We start from the raw sequence: 19,601 nt of genomic DNA, 5'->3' as shown, positions 1-19,601 counted from the left end.
TTCAGCCGCACGGAGTCGAAGAACGTGGGGTAGAGCTCGATCTTGCGCCGCCGGAGCCGGTCGCGCTCGGCCGGGTCGGCGATGCCCAGGTGCGTGAGGAACTCCTCGCAGCGCATGCCGAAATAACGGGCCGCGTACTCCTCCTCCGAAAGCGGGATTCCCGCCTCGCGGAGCGTGGCCGTATAGGCGAGCGCATTGGCGCGGCGCGTGTCGGCCAGCGTGCCGTCGAAGTCGAGCAGAATTAGTCGGATGCGGGTTTCCATTTGAAGCGGAGGATCAGGTGGGTCAGTCGAATGCCTGCATGCCCGTCTGCGCGATGCGGATCAGGCGCTGGTATTCCGTGGGGGACAGCTCCATGAAAAAGTAGTGGATCGGGTCCACGCGCATGCCGTTGTGGCGCACCTCGTAGTGGAGGTGGGGCGAGAGCGAGAGTCCCGTGTCGCCCGACAGCGCGATGATGTCGCCGCGGCGGACCTGCTGTCCGCGGCGGACGTTGGTCTTCGAGAGGTGGCTGTACGAGGTTTCGTAACCGTTGCCGTGGTCGATGACGACCGTCAGCCCGTGCGTCGAGTTGCGGGTGGCCACGTCGCGCACCACACCGTCGGCCGTGGCGAAGACGCTCGATCCTTCGGGGATCGTGTAATCGACGCCCTGATGCGACTGCAGGGTCTTGTAGAAGGGGTGGATGCGCATGCCGTAGGAGGCCGTCAGCAGCGTGAGCTGCTTGTTGATCACCGGCTGGATCGAGGGGATGCGGTCGCAGTCGCGGCCCGCGGAGTCGATGCGCGCCTGCAGGGTGAGGTACGAGTCGTTTAGTCGGACCAGCCGCTGCTCCATGTCGGCCACGCGCTCGCCCAGTTCGCGCTTCAGACGGCGAGTCGAACGATCGACGATCTTCTCGTAGGTGACGCTCTGCCGCTGTTCGTACTCCGTGTCGAAGTCGTAGGGATCGGCCTCGAAGAGCGTGCGGAAAACGCTGCGGTCGCGTTCGGTGAGGTTCTCGAGTACGACCGAGAGCGAGTCGTAACGCTGCGTGAGGGCCTCGTATTCGCGGCGCAGGCCGTCGGCCGAGTGCTTCATCTGCGCCTCGAACGGGGTGTCGAAGAAGATCGAGAAGCCGATGTAGTAGAGCACGGCGGCCCCTAGCCACACGAACAGGTGGATGGTCGTGCGGATGATGCGCTGCTTGCGGCGGCGCCGGCGGCGCAGGCGTTCGAGATCTTTCTTTCCGGTCATGTCAGTACTTTTCGAAATTGGTCTCCCGGAGGTTCTCCATCAGCCGCTCGTACTCCTCGGCCGACATGTTGCGGTTGAAGTAGTTGATCGGGTTCACCGGGATGCCCTTGTGGATCACCTCGTAGTGGAGGTGCGGACCCGACGAGCGGCCCGTGTTGCCCGTGCGGGCGATCAGCTGCCCGCGCTTGACCCGCTCGCCCGGCTTGACGAGCACGTCGCTCAGGTGGGCGTAACGGGTCTTGTAGCCGAATTCGTGGTTGAGCAGCACCTGGTGTCCGTAGCCGCCGTTGTATCCGTTCCCCAGGGCGATCTCCACCGTGGCGTCGCCCGTGGCGTAGACCGGAGTGCCGCGGTCGCACCCCAGGTCGATGCCCTCGTGGGCCACGATGCGGTGCAGGATGGGGTGGAAACGCCGCGGGTTGAAGGCGCCGATGTGGTTGTTGTGCAGCGCCTTCCGGTCGATGGGCCAGATGGCCGGCACGGCCGAGGCCAGCTGCTCCTTGTTGCGGGCCAGCTGCTGCAGCTCGTCGAACGAGACCGACTCGAGGTAGATCGTGCGGGCCAGCGCATCGAGCTGCCGCCACGTGGGGATCATCAGCGAGGCGTAGTCGTCGTCGGCCATCGGGGCGTATTTCGACTCGGGGTAGGGCTGCCACACGCCCGGAATCGAGAGCGTGTCGGTCGAGAAGAGCGACCGGTAGACGTAGCTGTCGCGGTGGCGGATCTCATCGACGTGCTGCTGTGCGGTGCGTATGCGGTCCTGCAGGATCCGGTAGCGGATTTTCAGCTCGCGGTTGTCGCGCAGGATGCGGTACATCTTCGGGGTGTAGAAGAAGTAGGAGAAGAGTACGTTGGCGATCGACACCAGGATGAACCCGATGATGATCTTGCGGATGAGCCGGTAGGTGCGCAGGCGGAACGGGGCGGTCACGACCTCGCGTGTGAGCGGCGTGGCCTCCTCGGTGAGGACGAGCGCCTCGTGGGCGAGACGCTGCGTGCGGTTGCTTCTCCGTTTTTGGCTCATCTGCTGAAAAAACTCCTCCGGATAGGGTGCAAATTTAACTTTAATTGTGTAATTTTGCAACCCGAAATCGGAAACGGATAAAAACGAAAATTCGTATATCATGGAATCCAACAAAATTCGTCAGGCCTTTCTCGACTTCTTCTCTTCGAAGGAGCATGTGATCGTGCCTTCGGCACCGATGGTCGTCAAGGGCGACCCCACGCTGATGTTCACCAATGCGGGCATGAACCAGTTCAAGGACATCTTCCTGGGCAATGCGCCCCGCAAGTACCCGCGTGCGGCCGATACGCAGAAGTGTCTGCGCGTCTCGGGCAAGCACAACGACCTGGAGGAGGTCGGCCACGACACCTACCACCACACGATGTTCGAGATGCTGGGCAACTGGTCCTACGGCGACTACTTCAAGAAGGAGGCGATCGCCTGGGCTTGGGAGTTGCTGCACGACGTCTACAAGCTCCCGGCCGAGCGGATGTACGCCACCGTGTTCGAGGGCTCGGACGAGGACGGCGTGCCGTTCGACGAGGAGGCCTACGGATATTGGAAGCAGTATCTTCCCGAGGACCACATCATCCGCGGCAACAAGCACGACAACTTCTGGGAGATGGGCGAGACGGGTCCCTGCGGTCCCTGCTCGGAGATCCACTTCGACCTGCGCGACGAGGCGGAGATCGCCGCGAAGCCCGGCCGCGAGATGGTCAATGCCGGTCACCCGCAGGTGATCGAGATCTGGAACCTGGTCTTCATGCAGTTCAACCGCAAGGCCAACGGTTCGCTCGAGGAGCTGCCGGCGCGCAACGTCGATACGGGCATGGGCTTCGAGCGTCTCTGCATGATCCTGCAGGGCAAGAAGTCGAACTACGACACGGACGTCTTCCAGCCGACGATCGGCCGCATTGCGGCCCTTTCGGGCAAGCGCTACGGTGAGGACGAGAAGGCGGACGTGGCCATGCGCGTGATGGCCGACCACCTGCGCGCCATCGCCTTCTCGATCGCCGACGGACAGCTGCCGTCGAACGTCAAGGCGGGCTATGTGATCCGCCGCATCCTGCGCCGCGCCGTACGCTACGGCTATACCTACCTGGGCTTCACCGAGCCGACGCTCTGCAAACTGGTTGCAGGCCTTGTGGAGCAGATGGGCGGACAGTTCCCCGAACTGAAGGCACAGCAGACGCTCATCGAGAAGGTCATCGAGGAGGAGGAATCCTCGTTCCTGCGCACGCTGGCCACGGGCATCAACCTGCTCGACGGCGTTATCGCCCGCACGAAGAGCGAGGGCAAGGAGCTTATTTCGGGCAAGGATGCCTTCGAACTCTACGATACGTTCGGATTCCCGATCGACCTGACCGAACTCATCGCCCGCGAGCAGGGCGTCGGTGTCGATCTCGCATCGTTCGAGGAGGAGCTGCAGGCGCAGAAGGCGCGTTCGCGCAACGCCGCCGCCGTGGCGACGGACGACTGGGTGGAGCTCTTCCCGATCAAGGAGAGCGTCTTCACGGGATACGATACGCTGACCGACGAGGTGCGCATCGCGCGTTACCGCCGCGTTACCTCGAAGGGCCGTACGACCTACCAGCTGGTCTTCGACCGCACGCCCTTCTACGGCAATTCGGGCGGTCAGATCGGCGACACGGGCTATATTGAGAGCGCCAACGAACGCATCGAGATCGTAGCTACCGAGAAGGAGAACGGTCTGATCATCCATATCGTCGAGACGCTTCCCGAGAATCCCGAAGCTCCGTTCCATGCCGTGGTGGATGCCGGAAAGCGGCAGTCGGCTGCCAACAACCATACGGCCACGCACCTCATGCATGCCGCATTGCGCAAGGTGCTGGGCAACCATGTCGAGCAGAAGGGTTCGCTCGTAACGCCCGAAATGCTGCGTTTCGACTTTTCGCACTTCCAGAAGGTTACGCCGGAGCAGCTGCGCGAAGTAGAGCGGCTTGTGAACCGTGCCGTGCGTGCCGACGATCCGCTCGAGGAGAACCGCAACGCCACGAAGGAGGAGGCTGCGGCCGCCGGGGCGATGATGCTCTTCGGCGAGAAGTACGGCGACCGCGTCCGCATGGTCCGCTTCGGTGATTCGGTCGAGCTGTGCGGCGGTACGCATACCCGCTCGACGGGAACCATCGGCTTCTTCAAGATCCTCTCGGAGAGTGCCATTTCGGCCGGTGTGCGCCGTATCGAAGCCGTTACGGGCGAGCAGGCCGAGAAGATCCTCTATGCTGCCGAAGATACGATGCACGATATTGCCGAGTACCTCAACAACCCGCAGGTCGTGCAGGCTGTCAAGAAGATGCTCGAGAGCAACGAGCAGCTCTCGAAGGAGGTCGAGACCATGCGCCGCGAGCAGGTGGCCCAGTGGGCCGACAAGATCGCCTCTTCGGCCCCCGAGCGCGACGGCATGTGCCTGTTCAGCACGCAGACCGACCGACGTCCCGATTTCGTCAAGGACCTGGCCTATAATTTGCGCCAGCGCCTGCCGAAACTGGTCTTTGTCGTCGGGTCGCTCGTCGATGGCAAGCCGACGCTGACGGTCATGCTCGGCGACGAGATCACGGCCCGCGGCGTGAATGCCGGCGCGGTAGTCCGCGAGGCGGCGAAGCTCATGCAGGGCGGTGGCGGCGGCCAGGCCTTCTTCGCTACGGCCGGCGGCAAGAACCCCGACGGACTGCAGGCTGCGATCGACAAGGCCGTGGAGCTGATCTCGGCGCAGGTGGAATAACGCGGTGGCATGCCGGGCTGATCCCGGCGGCCCGACGCTGAACAGAAACAATACGGGACTTAAAAACTGATAGTTATGGAAAGCAACAAGGTATTACTGATGATTCTCGATGGCTGGGGCAACGGCCATCACGACAAGGCCGATGTCATTTCGACCGTACATCCCGCATACATCTCGGCCATGACCGAAAAGTACCCCCATGCCGAACTGCGCACCGACGGCGAGAACGTCGGCCTGCCCGACGGACAGATGGGCAACTCGGAGGTGGGCCACCTCAATATCGGCGCCGGCCGCGTGGTCTACCAGGACCTCGTGAAGATCAACCGCGCCTGCCGCGACAACTCGATCCTCCGGAATCCCGAGATCGTCAAGGCTTTCGAATATGCCAAGGCGCAGGGCGTCGGCGTGCACTTCATGGGCCTGACCTCGGACGGCGGCGTACACTCGTCGTTCGAGCACCTCTTCAAACTCTGTGACATCGCCCGCGAGTACGGCGTTTCGGAGCGCACCTACGTGCACTGCTTCATGGACGGCCGCGATACCGACCCGCACAGCGGCAAGGGCTTCATCGCCCAGCTCGAAGAGCACCTCGCCCAGACGGGCGGCAAGATCGCCACGGTGATCGGCCGTTACTATGCCATGGACCGCGACAAGCGCTGGGAGCGTGTGAAGGTGGCCTACGACGCGCTGGTCGAGGGTGTCGGCGAGCACGACACGGACATGGTCGCCGCCGTGCAGAAGTCCTATGATGCCGACGTGACGGACGAGTTCATCAAGCCGATCGTCCATGTCGATGCTGCGGGCCAGCCCGTCGGTCTGATCCGCCCGAACGACCTGGTTATCTTCTTTAACTACCGCAACGACCGCGCCAAGGAGCTGACGATCGTCCTCACGCAGCAGGATATGCCCGAGGCCGGCATGCACACCATGCCGCTCTACTACTGCTGCATGACCCCCTACGACGCCAAGTTCACGGGCCTGCACATCCTCTTCGACAAGGAGAACGTGCCCGACACGATCGGCGAGTGGGTCTCGAAGCAGGGCCTTCGGCAGCTGCGTATCGCCGAGACCGAGAAGTATGCCCACGTGACCTTCTTCCTCAACGGAGGCCGCGAGGATAAGTTCGAGGGCGAGGAGCGTATCCTGGTGGCATCGCCCAAGGTGGCCACCTACGACCTGCAGCCCGAGATGTCGGCCCCCGAGGTCGCCGACAAGCTGGTTGCCGCCCTCGGCGAGCGTAAGTTCGACTTCATCTGTCTGAACTTCGCCAACGGCGACATGGTGGGCCATACGGGTGTCTACGACGCGATTGTCAAGGCCGTCAAGGCCGTCGATGGCTGCGTCGAGAAGGTGGTCGAGGCCGCCAAGGCCAACGGCTACGAGGTGGTGATGATTGCCGACCACGGCAATGCCGACAACGCCATCAACCCCGACGGTACGCCCAACACGGCGCACTCGCTCAACCCGGTGCCCATCGTTGTGGTGTCGGACCGCGTGAAGTCGGTGCACAACGGCATCCTGGCCGACGTGGCTCCTACGGTGCTCAAGCTCATGGGACTTCCCCAGCCCGAGGAGATGACCGGCAAGGCTCTTGTCGAGATGAAGTAACCCGGTTCCCCGGAACCGAATGAAACAAATGAAGACCGGTCGCAGGACCGGTCTTCGTCGTTTGTGGTGCGGCCCGATCCCGCGAAGATCCGCATGCACACCAGGCATCGGAGCCTTCTCCTCGCCGCCTCCTGCGCTTTCCGATCCGAAAAGAGAAGAGGGGATCCACGCATGTGCGCGAATCCCCTCTTTTTCGTGGGCCGGGTCCCGGCCTGCACTCCTCCCGGATGTCAGAGATACTCCTCGAAGGCGCTGATCCATACGGGCATCAGCCGCAGGGCGTGCTTCATCTGGTAACGGGCCTGCGAGGAGGTGGAGGCGACGAACTCCATGCCGATCTGGAAGATATTGTCTCCGTCGCTGTCATCGCGATATGCCGAGCATTTGCAGAGGAATTTTCCGGTGTTGAGCTCGGTGGCAATGTTCTGCAGTTCGCTGAGCGACATGTCCGAAATGCCGAACGGCACGCGAACCTCGACGTAGGAGTATCCATCGTCGATGTCCTTGACGATGACGTAGTAGAGGTATCCCTCCTTCTTGAACTGGATGTCGCCGTCCGAGTCGTAGGAGGGGGCGTATCCTTCGGTGCGCAAGAAGGACATGATGTCCGATTGCAGGGACTGGGCCCGAAGCGCACCCAGGGTGCAAAGGGTCATGAGCAGTGCGAGAACGAGTTTTTTCATGGTCGGGTTTGTTTTTAAGGGTTTTCCGATTCGTTGGGTTTATCCAAAGGTAGGAAAAAAAACGGCTCGTTGTTCAGTAGAGTTCGAGAAATTCATAGCTGTTGCCCACCTCCGTGAGGTAGCGCAGGAACTCCTCGCGCGGGATGACCACCGTGGCTCGGTTGTCGTTGGGGTGGAACGAGAGCGATGGGTACTCCTGCAGCCGGGCGTCGAGGAACAGGTGCACGTGGTGCTCCGCGTCGTTGATCAGCCCGAAGGGCGATACCTACCCGGGCCGCAGCCCGAGCCAGCGCTCCATGCGCTGCTCGGAGGCAAACGACAGCTTGCCCTGGTGCAGACGGTGTTCGAGGTCGTGGATGGCCAGCGACTGCTCGGCATCGAACGAGACCAGGTAGTGGCGGTTGCCCTTGTGGTTGCGGAAGAAGAGGTTCTTGCAGTGCTTCGAACCGTCGTTGCGCCAGTATTGGCGGGCGATCTCTATGGTCGGGGCCTCCGGATGTTCGTACCACGTATAGCGGATGCTGTGGGCGTCAAGCCATTCGAAGACGCGCTGACGTCGCTCGTCGGGCGTCAGCGCGGGCGGGGTCGTCTCGGCGTTCATCGTGCGCAGCCGTTGAATGAGCGGATGTTGTCGGCGATGCACCGCACGAGGATCTCCACGGCCTCAACGGGCGACCAGGCGTTGTGAGGCGAGAGCAGCAGCCGTTCGGGCTCGCGCACCGAGAGCAGGGGATTGCCCTTCTCGAGCGGTTCGTGCACGAAGACGTCGAGTGCGGCCCCCGCCAGGCGTCCCGCATCGAGTGCGGCCGCAAGGGCCGCTTCGTCCACGATCCCGCCGCGCGCCACGTTGATGAGCAGGGCCGAGGGCTTCATCCGTGCCAGCTCGCCGGCGCCGATCAACCCCTTCGTGCGGTCGTTCAGCGGGCAGTGGACCGACACGATATCGGCCCAGGCGAGCAGTTCGCCGAGCGGCATGCAGGGATACTCCTCCTGCCGCTCGATGCCCGACGTGGAGGTGTAGGCCACCTCGCACCCCAGGGCCGTGGCGACACGGGCCACGTTGCGTCCGATGTTGCCCAGCCCGATGACGCCCCAGTGCGAGCCGTAGAGCTGGTGGGTCGTGCGGCCGAAGTGGTACTGCCGTTCGGCTCCGGCGTAGTGCTCCTTCACGTAGCGGTCGTAGTAGACGCTCTGGCGCAGCAGTGCGATGGCGGCGCCGATGGTCGTCTCCGTGACCGAATGGGTCGAGTAACCCACGGCGTTCTTCACGGCGACGCCCTGTTCGGCCGCGGCGGCCAGGTCGATGTGGTTCATCCCCGTGGCAGCCACGCAGATCAGCCGCAGGCGGGGCAGGCGTTCGAGCGTGGCACGGTCGAACGGCACCTTGTTGGTGATGACGATGTCGGCGTCGGCCGCACGGGCGACGATCTCTTCGCGCCGTGTGGTTTCGTAGCCCGTATAGTTCCCCAGCGCACGGATCGACGAAAGGTCGGCCTCCCCGAGGCTGTACTGGTCGAGAAATACGATGTTCGGTTTCATCGGAATGGTTCTTTGTGTTTCTTGAATGCTTCTTGAATACTTTTTGGCGGCAGGGCCCGGACACGCCGCAGCCGCTCCACGCAGGGCAAAGATAGCGGCTTTTCGCCTTCGGTCGCCCGTTTTTCGTATATTTGTCCCGAGAAACCGTTTTGCACAGATGAAATTTCCGACCCTTCCCATCCGCCTGTGGACCGCCTTTGCCGCGGCTCTGGTCTCGGCGGGATGCGCCCGCCCGGCGTTCGAGGCCTCCTGGCGGCAGACGCTCGACAACGCGGACGGCGGCCTGCTGCGCGTGTGGAGCATTGCCGACCGCAGCGATTCGCTCTTCCTGCGCCGGCGCGCCGAGCCGGTGACCGCCCGGATGTATGCCGCCGAGGAGTTCGGCCGCCTGTGCGAGGGTTTGCTGACCACGGTCCGCAACCCGCAGAACGAAGGGGTGGGTATCGCCGCCCCGCAGGTCGGCATCGGGCTGCGGGTCATCGCCGTACAGCGCTTCGACCTGCCGGGCGAGCCGTTCGGCGTCTATGTCAATCCCGAGATCGTGCGGCGTACGGGGCCTGCGGTTCCCGGCCCGGAGGGGTGCCTTTCGGTTCCGGACCGCTACGGCGATGTGGCGCGGCCGCAGCAGATCGAGATCCGCTACCGCGACAGCCGCTTCATCCGCCGCAGGGAGGTCATACGGGGCTATACGGCCGTCATCTTCCAGCACGAGGTGGATCACTTGGACGGCATCCTCTTCATCGACCGCATGGCCGCGGAGCGTCCCTGACGGGTTGCGGCGGTCAGTCGAGTTCGCCGATCAGCCCCCGGATCACCACCGAGGCGCAGCCGATGCCGAACAGCGGCGGGATGTAGGAGATCGTCCCGACGTTCGACTTCTTGTTCTGCTCCTCGCAGAGGATCATCGCCCCCTCGCGCATCGGTTCGGGCGAGAAGACGGCCCGGAAGCCGCTGCGGATACCGATCTTGTGCAGCCGCTTGCGGAGCATGTGGGCCAGCGGGCAGTGGTGGGTCTTCGAGATGTCGGCGATCTCCAGCTTCGTGGGGTCGGTCTTGGCCCCGGCCCCCATCGAGCTGACCAGCGGATAGCCCCGTTCGAGCGAGGCGGCGATCAGCGCCAGTTTCGGCGAGAGGGTGTCGATGGCGTCCACCACATAGTCGTAACGCGCGGCATCGAGCAGCGTGTAGGTCTCCTCGTCCTTGATGTAGCGATTGACCACCGTGAGTCCGATCGCGGGGTTGATGTCCCGCAGCCGTTCGGCCAGCACCTCGGCCTTCTGCCGCCCGACGGTCGAGTGGAGCGCCACCAGCTGGCGGTTGATGTTCGTCGGGTTCACCGTGTCGGCATCGGCCACCGTCATGCGGCCTACGCCCGCACGGGCGATCATCTCGGCGGCATAGGCGCCCACGCCGCCCAGACCGACGACCAGAACGTGGGCGTCGCGGATTTGTGAAAGTTTCTCTTTGCCAAGCAGCAATTCGGTTCTTTCCAGCCAGTTGTCGTTCATTATCTCGTGTTTTTCTTTAACTCATCGCATGTCTCTGTGCCCGTTGTCGCCCGTGGGGTGAAGAGCCTCCGGTAGTTGGCCTCCGTCGCCTGTTGCAGTTCGCTGACGCGGCAGCCAAGCACTGCGGCGGCTGCGGCGTAGACGCTTCCGATCTCCGCAGGGTCGTCGTCCGTCTCGAAGAAGAGCCGTTCGTGTGGCGTCGTGCGCAGCGCTTCGAGGCTCCGCGGCGAAGCGAAGGTACGCATGCCGAAGGAGAGGTACCAGCCGCTGCCGACGGCCCGCCGCACCTGCTCGGGCGAGCCGATGAAGCCGTGGAAGATGGCCGCCGGGGGCGGGCAGGCTTTCAATTCGTTCATCAGCGGTTCGAAGGCCCGCACGCAGTGCAGCACCACCGCAAGGCCCCGTTCGCGGGCCAGCCGCAGGTGGGCGCGCAGCAGCTCCGTCTGCGCCTCACGGTCGGTGGAGCAGGCGAAGTCGAGCCCCGTCTCACCGAGGGCCTGAGCTCCGGCAAGAGCCTCGCCGAGCCGCCCTGCAAGCCCCTCGGAGCGCACTGCAGCCAGTTCGCGTGCCGCCTCCCACGGGTGGATGCCCGCCGTGCGGAGTTCCGTGTAGCGCCCCGTCGGACGGTGGGTGTGGATATTGACATAGTCGGCCATGACACGGCAAATGTAGGAATTTTCTCCGACATCGGAAACCGCTTCATCACGTCCCGCTCCGACGGTCGGCATATTTCGCTTCGCAGGATGCCGGGTTTCGTTTTTGTCATTTTGTCTGTCGGGCGGAAATAATGGCCCTGGAAATGGGATTTTTCGGGAAAAATTTCGTACTTTCGCACGCGATTTAAGGTGTTAGTACGCTAACAACACAAAAAAGGCGAAACCCTAAAAATCCAAACATAACAATCAAATTCTTTAACCATGTCGAAAATCATTACATTACGCAAGGGTTTAGACATCAATCTGGCGGGCAAGCCCCAGGAGACGCTGACCGAAGCGCCTCTGTCTCCGGAGTATGCCCTCTCGCCCCTCGATTTCGAGGGTGTGACGCCCAAGCTGCTGGTTAAGGTGGGAGATGAGGTGAAGGCCGGAACGCCGTTGTTCTTCAACAAGTACAACGAGCGCGTCCTCTTCACGTCGCCCGTCAGCGGCAAGGTGGCCGCCATCAACCGCGGAGAGAAGCGCAAGGTGCTCTCCGTGACGGTGACCCCCGACGCCGTTCAGCGCTACGAGGAGTTCGAGAAGCCCGACCTGAAGAAGGCTTCGCGCGAGCAGATCGTCGAACTGCTGCTGCGTTCGGGCCTCTGGCCGATGATCGTGCAGCGACCCTACGGCATCATCGCCGACCCGAACGACACGCCAAAGGCCGTCTTCATCTCCGCCTTCGACTCCGCGCCGCTCGCTCCGGACTACAACTTCGTCCTCCGCGACGAGCAGCGGAACCTGCAGGCCGGCATCGAACTGATGCGCCGGCTCACGCCGGGCAAGGTGCACCTCTCGGTGCGCGCCAAGGCCGAGGGCCGCATGCCCGAGCTGCAGGGTGTCGAGCTGCACACGTTCGCCGGCAAGCACCCCGTGGGCAACGTCGGCGTGCAGATCCACCACGTCGATCCGATCAACAAGGGCGACATCGTCTGGACGGTCAATATCCAGGACCTGGCCATCATCGGCCGTCTGGTGAACGAGGGCCGTGTGGACATGCACAAGACGGTGGCCGTCACCGGCTCCGAGATCGAGAAGCCGGCCTACGTGCGCATCATCGCCGGGGCCCGCGTCGATTCGGTGGTCAAGGGCAACGTCAAGGCCCAAAAGGAGGGCGACAGCATCCGCTTCATTTCGGGTAACGTCCTCACCGGTACGAAAACCGCACTCGACGGCTTCGTGGGATTCTATGCCAACCAGCTGACGGCCATCCCCGAAGGCGACAAATACGAACTGCTCGGATGGGCCATGCCCCGTCTGAAGAAGTTCTCCGTGTCGCGCGCCTACTTCTCGTGGCTCTGCCCCAAAAAGGAGTACGACCTCGACACGAATCTCAACGGCGGCGAGCGTCCGTTCGTCGTTACGGGACTCTACGAACAGTATCTGCCGATGGACATCTACCCGATGTACCTGCTCAAGGCCTGCCTGGCGGGCGACATCGACAAGATGGAGAACCTCGGCATCTACGAGGTCACGGAGGAGGATTTCGCCCTCTGCGAGTTCGTCGATCCTTCGAAGATCGAGATCCAGCAGATCATCCGCGACGGTATTAACTTAATGATTAAGGAGGCATAACGATGGGACTGCGTAAATTCATGGACAAAATCAAGCCCACCTTCTCCAAGGGAGGCAAGCTGGGCTTCCTCGAATCGACCTTCGACGCATTCGAGACGTTCCTCTTCGTCCCGAACACGACCACGACCCGCGGCGCACACATCCGCGACTGCAACGACATGAAGCGTACGATGATCGTCGTCGTGCTGGCGCTGATCCCGGCGTTCCTGTTCGGCTGCTTCAACACGGGTCTGCAGGTGGGCCTCGAGGGCTTCCAGGCCTTCTTCTACGGTCTGGTGCGCGTGCTGCCGATGGTGTGCGTCTCGTACATCGTCGGTCTGGGCATCGAGTTCGCCTTCGCCCAGGCCCGCGGCCACGAGGTGAACGAGGGTTTCCTCGTGACGGGTCTGCTGATCCCGATGATCTTCCCCGTATCGACGCCCCTGTGGATGGTGGCCCTCTCGACGGCCTTCGCCGTAGTCTTCGGCAAGGAGGTCTTCGGCGGTACGGGCATGAACGTCTTCAACCCCGCGCTGCTGGCGCGTGCCTTCGCCTTCTTCGCCTACACCCCCTCGATGTCGGGTGAGACCGTATGGTACTCCAACTGGACGATGATGGGTGCGCAGGTGGACGGCATCACCGGTGCCACGGCGCTCGAGCAGCTCTCGACCACCGGCACGATGACCTTCTCGCCGCTGGACGCCTTCCTGGGCTTCATCCCCGGTTCGTTCGGCGAGACCTCGACGCTCGCCATCCTCATCGGCGCCGCCATCCTCCTCTTCACGGGCATCGCCTCGTGGCGGACGATGGTCTCGGTATTCGTCGGCGGCCTGGCCATGGGCTACCTCTTCCAGGCGCTCGGCGTGACGGAGTACCCGGCCTGGTGGCACCTAATCGTCGGCGGCTTCGCCTTCGGTGCCGTCTTCATGGCCACGGACCCCGTGACCTCGGCCCAGACCAACAAGGGCAAGTACATCGTGGGATTCCTCACCGGTGCGCTGGCCGTGATGATCCGCGTCGTGAACCCGGCCTATCCCGAGGGCATGATGCTGTCGATCCTCTTCATGAACGCGCTGGCTCCGCTGGTGGACTACTACGTGGTCGAGGCGAACATCTCGCGTCGCAAGAAACGTGTTAAAACCGCAAAATAGGGGAGATAGATATGGCAAAGAAACAATTCAAATGCAATGTCTGCGGATACATCCACGAGGGTGCCTCCGCACCGGATACCTGCCCCGTTTGCGGCGTTGCCGCGTCGGAGTTCACGGAGCAGAAGGCCGCCAGGAAGGGATTCGATACCAACAGCAACGCCTACATCGTCATCTATTCGACGGTGATGGTCGTCATTGTTGCGACGCTGCTGGCGCTGGCCGCACTCGGACTCCAGAAGCGGCAGGCCGAGAACGAACTCAACGAGAAGAAGCAGTCGATCCTGCTGTCGCTCTATGCCGGTGACGCTGTCAAACAGGGCGTTCCGGCCGAGGAGCTCATCAAGAGCGTCAAGTACGACGAGGTGATCGACGCCTACGTCGTGGACAAGGAGGGCAACCGCATCGAGGGCGAGAACGTCTTCGCGCTGCTCAACGACCTGCCGGGCGCCTACGAGGCCGGCAAGTTCCCCCTCTTCGAGGCCAAGGACGGCCGCGTGGTGATTCCCGTGACGGGCATGGGCCTCTGGGGTCCGGTCTGGGGCTATGTGGCCCTCGAGAAGGACATGAACACGATGGCCGGCATCATCATGGCCCACAAGGGTGAGACCCCGGGTCTGGGTGCCGAGATCGCCACCTCGAAGTTCCAGTCGCACTTCATCGGCAAGCAGATCTTCGAGGGCGACGAGTTCGTCTCCGTGAAGCTCCGCAAGGGCGGCGCCAAGGACCCGAACCACGAGGTGGACGCCATCTCGGGCGGTACGAAGACCTCCGACGGTGTGACGGCCATGCTCGAGAACAGCCTCCGCAACTACCTGCCCCTGCTCGAGGCAAAGCGTGCGGCCGGGGCGCAGCCCGCTGCGACGGCCGAGGCTGAAGTGTCTAACGATGAAAATGTAGAAAACAATGAGTAAGAACGAAAAAGAGCCTTTGTTTTCGGCCAAGAACATGAAGTATCTGACCGGCCCGTTCTCGGCGAACAACCCGGTCATCGTGCAGATCCTCGGCATCTGCTCGGCTCTGGCCGTCACCGTGCAGCTCAAGCCGGCCATCGTCATGGCACTCTCCGTGACGGTCGTCACGGCCTTTTCGAACCTCGTGATGTCGCTGATCCGCAACGGCGTGCCGGCGCGTATCCGCATCATCGTCCAGCTCGTGGTGATCGCCGCGCTGGTAATCCTCGTCGATCAGGTGCTCAAGGCCTTCGTCTATGAGATCTCCAAACAGCTCTCGGTCTACGTCGGTCTGATCATCACCAACTGTATCGTCATGGGCCGCGTCGAGGCCTTCGCCCTGGCCAACAAGCCCTGGGCCTCGTTCCTCGACGGTATCGGCAACGGTCTGGGCTACGGCCTGATCCTGGTGATCGTGGCCTTCTTCCGCGAGCTGTTCGGCTCGGGCAGCCTGCTGGGCTTCCGCATCATCCCCGAAAGCTGGTACATGGCCGAGGGCGGTTTCTATTCGAACTGCGGCATGATGCTCTTCCCGCCGATGGCGCTGATCATCGTGGGCTGCATCATCTGGGTACACCGCTCGCGCAACAAGGACTTACAGGAAAAATAGGAGGATAGCGTATGGAATCTTTGAATATATTTATCCGGTCGATCTTCATCGACAACATGGTCTTCGCCTTCTTCTTCGGCATGTGCTCCTACATCGCCGTGTCGAAGAGCGTGAAGACGGCCCTGGGTCTCGGTGCCGCCGTTACGTTCGTGATGGTCATGACCGTGCCCCTGAACTACCTCTTGTATGAATATGTGCTCAAGGCCGGCGCGCTGGTCGAGGGAGTCGATCTGAGCTTCCTGACCTTCATCGTCTTCATCGCCACGATCGCGGCATTCGTGCAGCTCGTGGAGATGATCGTCGAGAAGTTCTCGCCGACGCTCTACAGCCAGCTGGGTATCTTCCTGCCGCTGATCGCCGTGAACTGCGCCATCATGGGCGGCTCACTCTTCATGCAGCAGAAGGTCGATGGCGGCGAGCTCACGTCGCTCTGGCAGACGATCGTCTACGGTCTGGGCTCGGGTCTGGGCTGGTGGCTGGCCATTGTCATGATGGCCGCGATCCGCGAGAAGACGACCTATTCGCACATCCCCGCAGCACTGAAGGGCCCCGGTATCGCCTTCATCATCACGGGTCTGATGGGTATCGCCTTCATGATCTTCTCGGGCATTCAGTTCTAACCTTTAAAAAGAGATTCGGAAAATGACTACAACGATTTTAATTGCGATCGCAGCTTTTCTGGTGATCACGCTGGTGCTGGTCGCACTGCTTCTCTATGCGAAGGCCAAGCTGACCTCCTCGGGTGAAGTGACGATCGACATCAACAACGGCGAAAAGGTCATTCGGACCGAGAGCGGTTCGACGCTGCTCGCCACGCTCGCCAACAACAAGGTCTTCCTTCCGTCGGCCTGCGGCGGTGGCGGCTCGTGCGGCATGTGTAAGTGCCAGGTGCTGGAGGGCGGCGGCGACATCCTGCCGACCGAGACCGGTTTCATCTCGCGCAAGATGGCCAAGGACCACTGGCGTCTGGGCTGCCAGGTCAAGGTGAAGGAGAACCTCAAGATCCATGTTCCCGAAGCCGTGCTGGGCGTCAAGAAATGGGAGTGCACCGTGGTCTCGAACCGCAACATCTCGACCTTCCTCAAGGAGTTCGTCGTGAAGCTCCCCGAGGGCGAGCACCTCAAGTTCCGCAGCGGCGGGTACATCCAGATCGACATCCCGAAGTACGATGCCATCAAGTTCTCGGACATGGATGTCGATGAGCGCTACCGCGCCGACTGGGACAAGATGAAGATGTGGGATCTGGTGACCACGAACCCCGAGCCGACGTTCCGCGCCTACTCGATGGCCAACCACCCGGCCGAGGGCAACATCATCATGCTCAACATCCGTATCGCCACGCCGCCGTTCGACCGGGCCACGGGCTCGTTCATGAAGGTGAACCCGGGCATCTGCTCGTCGTACATCTTCTCGCGCAAGCCGGGCGACAAGGTGACCATCTCGGGCCCTTACGGCGAGTTCTTCCTGCCGGACAACCTGCCCGACACGCAGGAGCTGATCTTCATCGGCGGCGGCGCCGGCATGGCCCCGATGCGCAGCCACATCATGCACCTGTTCAAGACCGAGAAGACGAAGCGTCCCGTATCGTTCTGGTACGGTGCCCGCGCACTGAAGGAGGCTCCCTACCTCGACGACTTCCACCAGATCGAGAAGGATTTCCCCAACTTCAAGTTCCACCTCGCACTCGACCGTCCCGATCCCGAGGCCGATGCCGCAGGCGTGGACTACAAGGTAGGCTTCGTGCACAACGTGCTCTACGAGAACTACCTGAAGAACCACGAGGAGCCCGAAGGATGTATCTACCTCATGTGCGGACCTCCGATGATGATCGCTTCGGTGGTGAAGATGCTCGACTCGCTCGGCGTGCCGCCCGAGAACATCCTCTACGACAACTTCGGCAGCTGATCGGCTGCCCGGAGCGGGATCCTGGGATCCCGATACATGCAGCGTCCCGGACAGTGAATCTGTCCGGGACGTTTTTTGTCGGGAGGCTGCGGGCTCGACGGTTTGGGCCGTCCCGGAGCGTCGCCGCTGCCGGTCGTTTCTGCATTCGGCCCCGACGGCCACAGCGTACAAGAAAGGCGGCGCAACACCGGATGGTTGCGCCGCCTTTTGCCCTCTTTTCGGTCCGGGGACCTATTCCCAGAACCGGAAGAAGTGGTGTACGGGACCGTGGCCGTGGCCGATGCGGTAGGCCGCACCTGCGGCGATGGCCGAGGCGATGTACTCCTTCGCCCTGCGGGCCGCCTCGTCGAGCGAACAGCCGTGGGCCAGGAAGGCTGCCAGTGCCGACGAGAGGGTGCAGCCCGTGCCGTGGGTGTTCGGCGTGTCGAGCCGCTCGGAGCGCAGTTCGAGGATGTGGTCCTCCTCGGCGTTGTAGAAGATATCGACCAGCTCGCGGTCGTGCAGGTGCCCGGCCTTGAGGAAGACCGAGACACGGCCGTTGCGCGAGAGTTCGCGGGCGGCTTCGGGCAGCTCCTCCTGCGAGGCGATCGGGCGGCCGAGCAGCAGCTCGGCCTCGGGGATGTTCGGCGTGATGATGCGCACGTGGGGGACAAGTTCGTCGCGCAGGGTGGCGATGGCCTCCTGCTGCAGGAGCGGATCGCCCGACGTGGCGACCATCACCGGGTCGAGCACCACGTTGCGGATGGCATACTGCCCGAGCGTCTGCCGCACGGCCCGGATCAACTCCGAGGAGTGCAGCATGCCGACCTTCACGGCATCGGCCCCGATGTCGTCGAGTACCGAGCGGATCTGACCGACGACGAACTCGACCGGGACTGGGTGGACCCCCGTGACGCCCACCGTGTTCTCGTCCACGACGGCCACGATGGCCGACGTGCCGAAGCAGCCGCAGGCCGAGAAGGTCTTCAGGTCGGCCTGGATGCCTGCACCGCCGCTCGGATCGCTTCCGGCGATGGTCAGGGCGCGTTTGTAGGTTTTCTTTTCCGTGTTCATATGTTCCATTTTTCGAGATTCCAGGCGCTGTCCCAGAACAGCCACTCCATCTTCGTGCAGCGCACGAAGAGGTCGGTCATGTGGCGGCGGATTTCGTCGCCGGCTGCCTCGGCCAACTCGTCGCAGACCGCTGCGGCGCGTCCGGCCGCCTCGGCAAATCCCGGATCGGCATAGGTCGAGATCCAGGCTGCGTAGGGGTGTCCTTCCAGACGGGTGCGGTGCAGGATCTCCTCGCCCACACGCTGGTAGACCACAAAACAAGGCAGCACGGCCGCCGCCTCGACCTCGACCGGTGCCGTGGCCTGGGCGTCGAGCACCGAGGTGTAGAGCAGGCATGCGGGGCTGATCTCCTCGGGCGACGGATGGCCGCCGTCGAGGAACTGTGCATGCAGGGCCCGCTCGACCTCGATCCCCTCGAGGGCGAAGTGCAGGAAGGTCTCCGTCTGCTCCTTGCGGGGAAGGCGGGCGGCTATGTGGGCCAGCCGCCGGGCATAGCCGTCGAGGTAGAGGGCGTCCTGGCGGATGTAGAAGCGGAACTTCTCCGCCGGGAGGGTCCCGGCCGTGAGCTCATGGACGAACGGGTGTTCGAGGATGCGGCGGAAGGTCGGCGCGGCGGCCTCCCAGGCCCGGTCGCTCCAGCGGCTCATGGCTTCACGCATTTGCGGGCCGTGACGGCCACGTAATCGCCCTTGCCGTATCCCTCGACGGGTTGCTCCTCCTCGTCGTTCGAGCAGAGCGGGTGGGAGGTGAGCGTCTGTGCGAAGGTGAGGTCGCCGAAGCCGGCGGCCTCGAGCAGGGCGACCTTCTCGGCCGTCGTGCGCCATGCGGCGACCTTGACGAACTCGATCGGGTAGGGGTTGGGCGGGTAGACGCCTTCGAGCAGCGGGTGGTCCCACGTGCCGAGTGCCAGGGCCAGGTTGTACATGATGCCGTAGGAGCTCTCCTTCGGAACGTCGATCAGGATGATCCGCCCGCCGTCGGGCAGGGCGTCGTAGGCCTTGCGGACGACCGAGGCGAGGTCGCCGATGTAGCTCGGCGTGCCGTTGAAGAGCAGCGTGTCGTAGTCGCCGTGCCCGAAGTCGGCCTCCTCGGCCGTGGCGATGGTCACGTTCATGCCCCGCTTGCGGGCGATCTCGGCCATGCCCACCGAGGGCTCGATGCCGTCGGTTACGGTGATGCCGTACTCCTTGCGGAGTATCGACTCGAAGAGGCCGCTGCCGCAGCCGACCGAGAGCACGCGGCCGGCATCCCGGAGCGTCGCGGCGACCAGATTGACCTCCGAATAGAGGACGTTGCGGTTGTCGAGGAACCAGGCATCGTAGGCCGATGCGTATTCGTCAAATCCTTTTCCCATGTCTGT

Annotated in this window: 19 protein-coding genes and 1 pseudogene; 9 read left to right on the top strand and 11 right to left on the bottom strand. The window is 62.9% G+C overall.

The window, feature by feature from the left end:
• The 3 genes from QZL63_RS02995 to QZL63_RS02985 all read right to left on the bottom strand — a co-directional run.
• Positions 1 to 263 (bottom strand): HAD hydrolase-like protein (locus QZL63_RS02995; RefSeq protein ID WP_290585804.1); only part of this gene is annotated, 263 nt, incomplete at its 3' end.
• Positions 264 to 285: 22 nt separating this feature from the next.
• The gene (locus QZL63_RS02990; protein WP_022307852.1) at positions 286 to 1,236 is read right to left on the bottom strand and encodes a M23 family metallopeptidase; all 951 of its coding nucleotides are present in this window, start codon (positions 1,234 to 1,236) and stop codon (positions 286 to 288) included.
• 1 nt (position 1,237) lies between these two features.
• Entirely contained in the window at positions 1,238 to 2,260 is a 1,023-nt protein-coding gene (locus tag QZL63_RS02985) for a M23 family metallopeptidase (protein ID WP_022307851.1), read from the bottom strand.
• Between the two features lie 100 nt (positions 2,261 to 2,360).
• Here QZL63_RS02985 and alaS point away from each other — a divergent pair, with 100 nt between their 5' ends.
• Positions 2,361 to 4,982 carry an alanine--tRNA ligase gene (gene alaS, locus QZL63_RS02980; RefSeq protein ID WP_022307850.1) on the top strand — a complete coding sequence of 874 codons (2,622 nt, stop codon included), beginning with the start codon at positions 2,361 to 2,363 and terminating at the stop codon, positions 4,980 to 4,982.
• Positions 4,983 to 5,057: 75 nt separating this feature from the next.
• Complete coding sequence (gpmI, locus tag QZL63_RS02975; protein ID WP_022307849.1) at positions 5,058 to 6,590, top strand: 2,3-bisphosphoglycerate-independent phosphoglycerate mutase; 1,533 nt, start codon at positions 5,058 to 5,060, stop codon at positions 6,588 to 6,590.
• Between the two features lie 230 nt (positions 6,591 to 6,820).
• On the opposite strand, the gene QZL63_RS02970 is transcribed toward gpmI, so the two are convergent.
• The 3 genes and pseudogenes from QZL63_RS02970 to QZL63_RS02960 all read right to left on the bottom strand — a co-directional run bounded on the left by QZL63_RS02970 (position 6,821) and on the right by QZL63_RS02960 (position 8,812).
• Positions 6,821 to 7,273 (bottom strand): hypothetical protein, encoded by a 453-nt coding sequence (locus tag QZL63_RS02970; RefSeq protein ID WP_022307848.1) that lies wholly within the window; start codon positions 7,271 to 7,273, stop codon positions 6,821 to 6,823.
• A gap of 73 nt (positions 7,274 to 7,346) precedes the next feature.
• A pseudogene (locus QZL63_RS02965) lies at positions 7,347 to 7,874 on the bottom strand (prolyl-tRNA synthetase associated domain-containing protein).
• Positions 7,871 to 8,812 carry an NAD(P)-dependent oxidoreductase gene (locus QZL63_RS02960; RefSeq protein ID WP_022307845.1) on the bottom strand — a complete coding sequence of 314 codons (942 nt, stop codon included), beginning with the start codon at positions 8,810 to 8,812 and terminating at the stop codon, positions 7,871 to 7,873. The pseudogene QZL63_RS02965 and the gene QZL63_RS02960 overlap by 4 nt, the downstream one beginning before the upstream one ends.
• Positions 8,813 to 8,969: 157 nt before the next feature.
• On the opposite strand from QZL63_RS02960, the gene def reads away from it, so the two are divergent.
• The gene (def, locus tag QZL63_RS02955; protein WP_022307844.1) at positions 8,970 to 9,581 is read left to right on the top strand and encodes a peptide deformylase; all 612 of its coding nucleotides are present in this window, start codon (positions 8,970 to 8,972) and stop codon (positions 9,579 to 9,581) included.
• A gap of 13 nt (positions 9,582 to 9,594) precedes the next feature.
• Here def and QZL63_RS02950 read toward each other — a convergent pair whose 3' ends face one another.
• On the bottom strand, positions 9,595 to 10,320 hold the full coding sequence (locus QZL63_RS02950) for a tRNA threonylcarbamoyladenosine dehydratase (protein WP_022307843.1): 726 nt from the start codon (positions 10,318 to 10,320) through the stop codon (positions 9,595 to 9,597).
• Positions 10,320 to 10,976, bottom strand: coding sequence for a TatD family hydrolase (locus QZL63_RS02945; RefSeq protein WP_022307842.1), 657 nt, complete (start codon positions 10,974 to 10,976; stop codon positions 10,320 to 10,322). Before QZL63_RS02945 ends, QZL63_RS02950 begins: the two co-directional genes overlap by 1 nt.
• A gap of 261 nt (positions 10,977 to 11,237) precedes the next feature.
• On the opposite strand from QZL63_RS02945, the gene QZL63_RS02940 reads away from it, so the two are divergent.
• Genes QZL63_RS02940 through nqrF form a run of 6 tightly spaced genes read left to right on the top strand, consistent with a single transcriptional unit; the run spans position 11,238 to position 17,188 of the window.
• A complete protein-coding gene (locus QZL63_RS02940; protein WP_022307841.1) occupies positions 11,238 to 12,593 on the top strand; it encodes a Na(+)-translocating NADH-quinone reductase subunit A in 1,356 nt (451 codons plus the stop codon).
• A 20-nt stretch (positions 12,594 to 12,613) separates the two neighbouring features.
• A complete protein-coding gene (gene nqrB, locus QZL63_RS02935) occupies positions 12,614 to 13,723 on the top strand; it encodes an NADH:ubiquinone reductase (Na(+)-transporting) subunit B (RefSeq protein ID WP_290585824.1) in 1,110 nt (369 codons plus the stop codon).
• A gap of 11 nt (positions 13,724 to 13,734) precedes the next feature.
• Positions 13,735 to 14,634: a Na(+)-translocating NADH:ubiquinone reductase subunit C gene (locus tag QZL63_RS02930; RefSeq protein ID WP_022307839.1), complete on the top strand. Its 900-nt coding sequence runs from the start codon at positions 13,735 to 13,737 to the stop codon at positions 14,632 to 14,634.
• A complete protein-coding gene (locus tag QZL63_RS02925) occupies positions 14,627 to 15,283 on the top strand; it encodes an NADH:ubiquinone reductase (Na(+)-transporting) subunit D (protein ID WP_022307838.1) in 657 nt (218 codons plus the stop codon). Before QZL63_RS02930 ends, QZL63_RS02925 begins: the two co-directional genes overlap by 8 nt.
• Positions 15,284 to 15,294: 11 nt before the next feature.
• Entirely contained in the window at positions 15,295 to 15,903 is a 609-nt protein-coding gene (nqrE, locus tag QZL63_RS02920) for an NADH:ubiquinone reductase (Na(+)-transporting) subunit E (protein ID WP_022307837.1), read from the top strand.
• A gap of 22 nt (positions 15,904 to 15,925) precedes the next feature.
• Entirely contained in the window at positions 15,926 to 17,188 is a 1,263-nt protein-coding gene (gene nqrF / locus QZL63_RS02915; RefSeq protein ID WP_022307836.1) for an NADH:ubiquinone reductase (Na(+)-transporting) subunit F, read from the top strand.
• 231 nt (positions 17,189 to 17,419) lie between these two features.
• Here the strand turns inward: nqrF and thiD are convergent, their stop codons facing one another.
• From thiD to QZL63_RS02900, 3 genes are read right to left on the bottom strand one after another with little or no spacing between them, the layout of a single operon-like run.
• Positions 17,420 to 18,241 carry a bifunctional hydroxymethylpyrimidine kinase/phosphomethylpyrimidine kinase gene (gene thiD / locus QZL63_RS02910; protein ID WP_022307835.1) on the bottom strand — a complete coding sequence of 274 codons (822 nt, stop codon included), beginning with the start codon at positions 18,239 to 18,241 and terminating at the stop codon, positions 17,420 to 17,422.
• Positions 18,238 to 18,888, bottom strand: a complete 651-nt coding sequence (locus QZL63_RS02905) for a TenA family protein (RefSeq protein WP_022307834.1) — start codon at positions 18,886 to 18,888, stop codon at positions 18,238 to 18,240. The genes thiD and QZL63_RS02905 overlap by 4 nt, the downstream gene beginning before the upstream one ends.
• Entirely contained in the window at positions 18,885 to 19,595 is a 711-nt protein-coding gene (locus QZL63_RS02900; protein ID WP_022307833.1) for a class I SAM-dependent DNA methyltransferase, read from the bottom strand. Before QZL63_RS02900 ends, QZL63_RS02905 begins: the two co-directional genes overlap by 4 nt.
• Positions 19,596 to 19,601 lie beyond the last annotated feature (6 nt).

Source organism: Alistipes sp. CAG:268 (assembly GCA_000434235.1).
GTDB classification, from domain to species: domain Bacteria; phylum Bacteroidota; class Bacteroidia; order Bacteroidales; family Rikenellaceae; genus Alistipes; species Alistipes avistercoris.
The sequence above is the reverse complement of the archived record's forward strand: the minus strand, read 5'-3'. Positions and strand labels throughout refer to the sequence as shown.

What these genes read in the sequence shown, in the direction of transcription:
- QZL63_RS02990 (WP_022307852.1), bottom strand. Translation starts at nt 1,236, where the DNA reads ATGACCGGAAAGAAAGATCTCGAACGCCTGCGCCGCCGGCGCCGCCGC.
- nqrF (WP_022307836.1), top strand. Translation starts at nt 15,926, where the DNA reads ATGACTACAACGATTTTAATTGCGATCGCAGCTTTTCTGGTGATCACG.
- QZL63_RS02960 (WP_022307845.1), bottom strand. Translation starts at nt 8,812, where the DNA reads ATGAAACCGAACATCGTATTTCTCGACCAGTACAGCCTCGGGGAGGCC.
- gpmI (WP_022307849.1), top strand. Translation starts at nt 5,058, where the DNA reads ATGGAAAGCAACAAGGTATTACTGATGATTCTCGATGGCTGGGGCAAC.
- def (WP_022307844.1), top strand. Translation starts at nt 8,970, where the DNA reads ATGAAATTTCCGACCCTTCCCATCCGCCTGTGGACCGCCTTTGCCGCG.
- QZL63_RS02940 (WP_022307841.1), top strand. Translation starts at nt 11,238, where the DNA reads ATGTCGAAAATCATTACATTACGCAAGGGTTTAGACATCAATCTGGCG.
- QZL63_RS02985 (WP_022307851.1), bottom strand. Translation starts at nt 2,260, where the DNA reads ATGAGCCAAAAACGGAGAAGCAACCGCACGCAGCGTCTCGCCCACGAG.
- thiD (WP_022307835.1), bottom strand. Translation starts at nt 18,241, where the DNA reads ATGAACACGGAAAAGAAAACCTACAAACGCGCCCTGACCATCGCCGGA.
- QZL63_RS02950 (WP_022307843.1), bottom strand. Translation starts at nt 10,320, where the DNA reads ATGAACGACAACTGGCTGGAAAGAACCGAATTGCTGCTTGGCAAAGAG.
- nqrB (WP_290585824.1), top strand. Translation starts at nt 12,614, where the DNA reads ATGGACAAAATCAAGCCCACCTTCTCCAAGGGAGGCAAGCTGGGCTTC.
- QZL63_RS02900 (WP_022307833.1), bottom strand. Translation starts at nt 19,595, where the DNA reads ATGGGAAAAGGATTTGACGAATACGCATCGGCCTACGATGCCTGGTTC.
- QZL63_RS02930 (WP_022307839.1), top strand. Translation starts at nt 13,735, where the DNA reads ATGGCAAAGAAACAATTCAAATGCAATGTCTGCGGATACATCCACGAG.
- QZL63_RS02905 (WP_022307834.1), bottom strand. Translation starts at nt 18,888, where the DNA reads ATGAGCCGCTGGAGCGACCGGGCCTGGGAGGCCGCCGCGCCGACCTTC.
- QZL63_RS02925 (WP_022307838.1), top strand. Translation starts at nt 14,627, where the DNA reads ATGAGTAAGAACGAAAAAGAGCCTTTGTTTTCGGCCAAGAACATGAAG.
- alaS (WP_022307850.1), top strand. Translation starts at nt 2,361, where the DNA reads ATGGAATCCAACAAAATTCGTCAGGCCTTTCTCGACTTCTTCTCTTCG.
- QZL63_RS02945 (WP_022307842.1), bottom strand. Translation starts at nt 10,976, where the DNA reads ATGGCCGACTATGTCAATATCCACACCCACCGTCCGACGGGGCGCTAC.
- nqrE (WP_022307837.1), top strand. Translation starts at nt 15,295, where the DNA reads ATGGAATCTTTGAATATATTTATCCGGTCGATCTTCATCGACAACATG.
- QZL63_RS02970 (WP_022307848.1), bottom strand. Translation starts at nt 7,273, where the DNA reads ATGAAAAAACTCGTTCTCGCACTGCTCATGACCCTTTGCACCCTGGGT.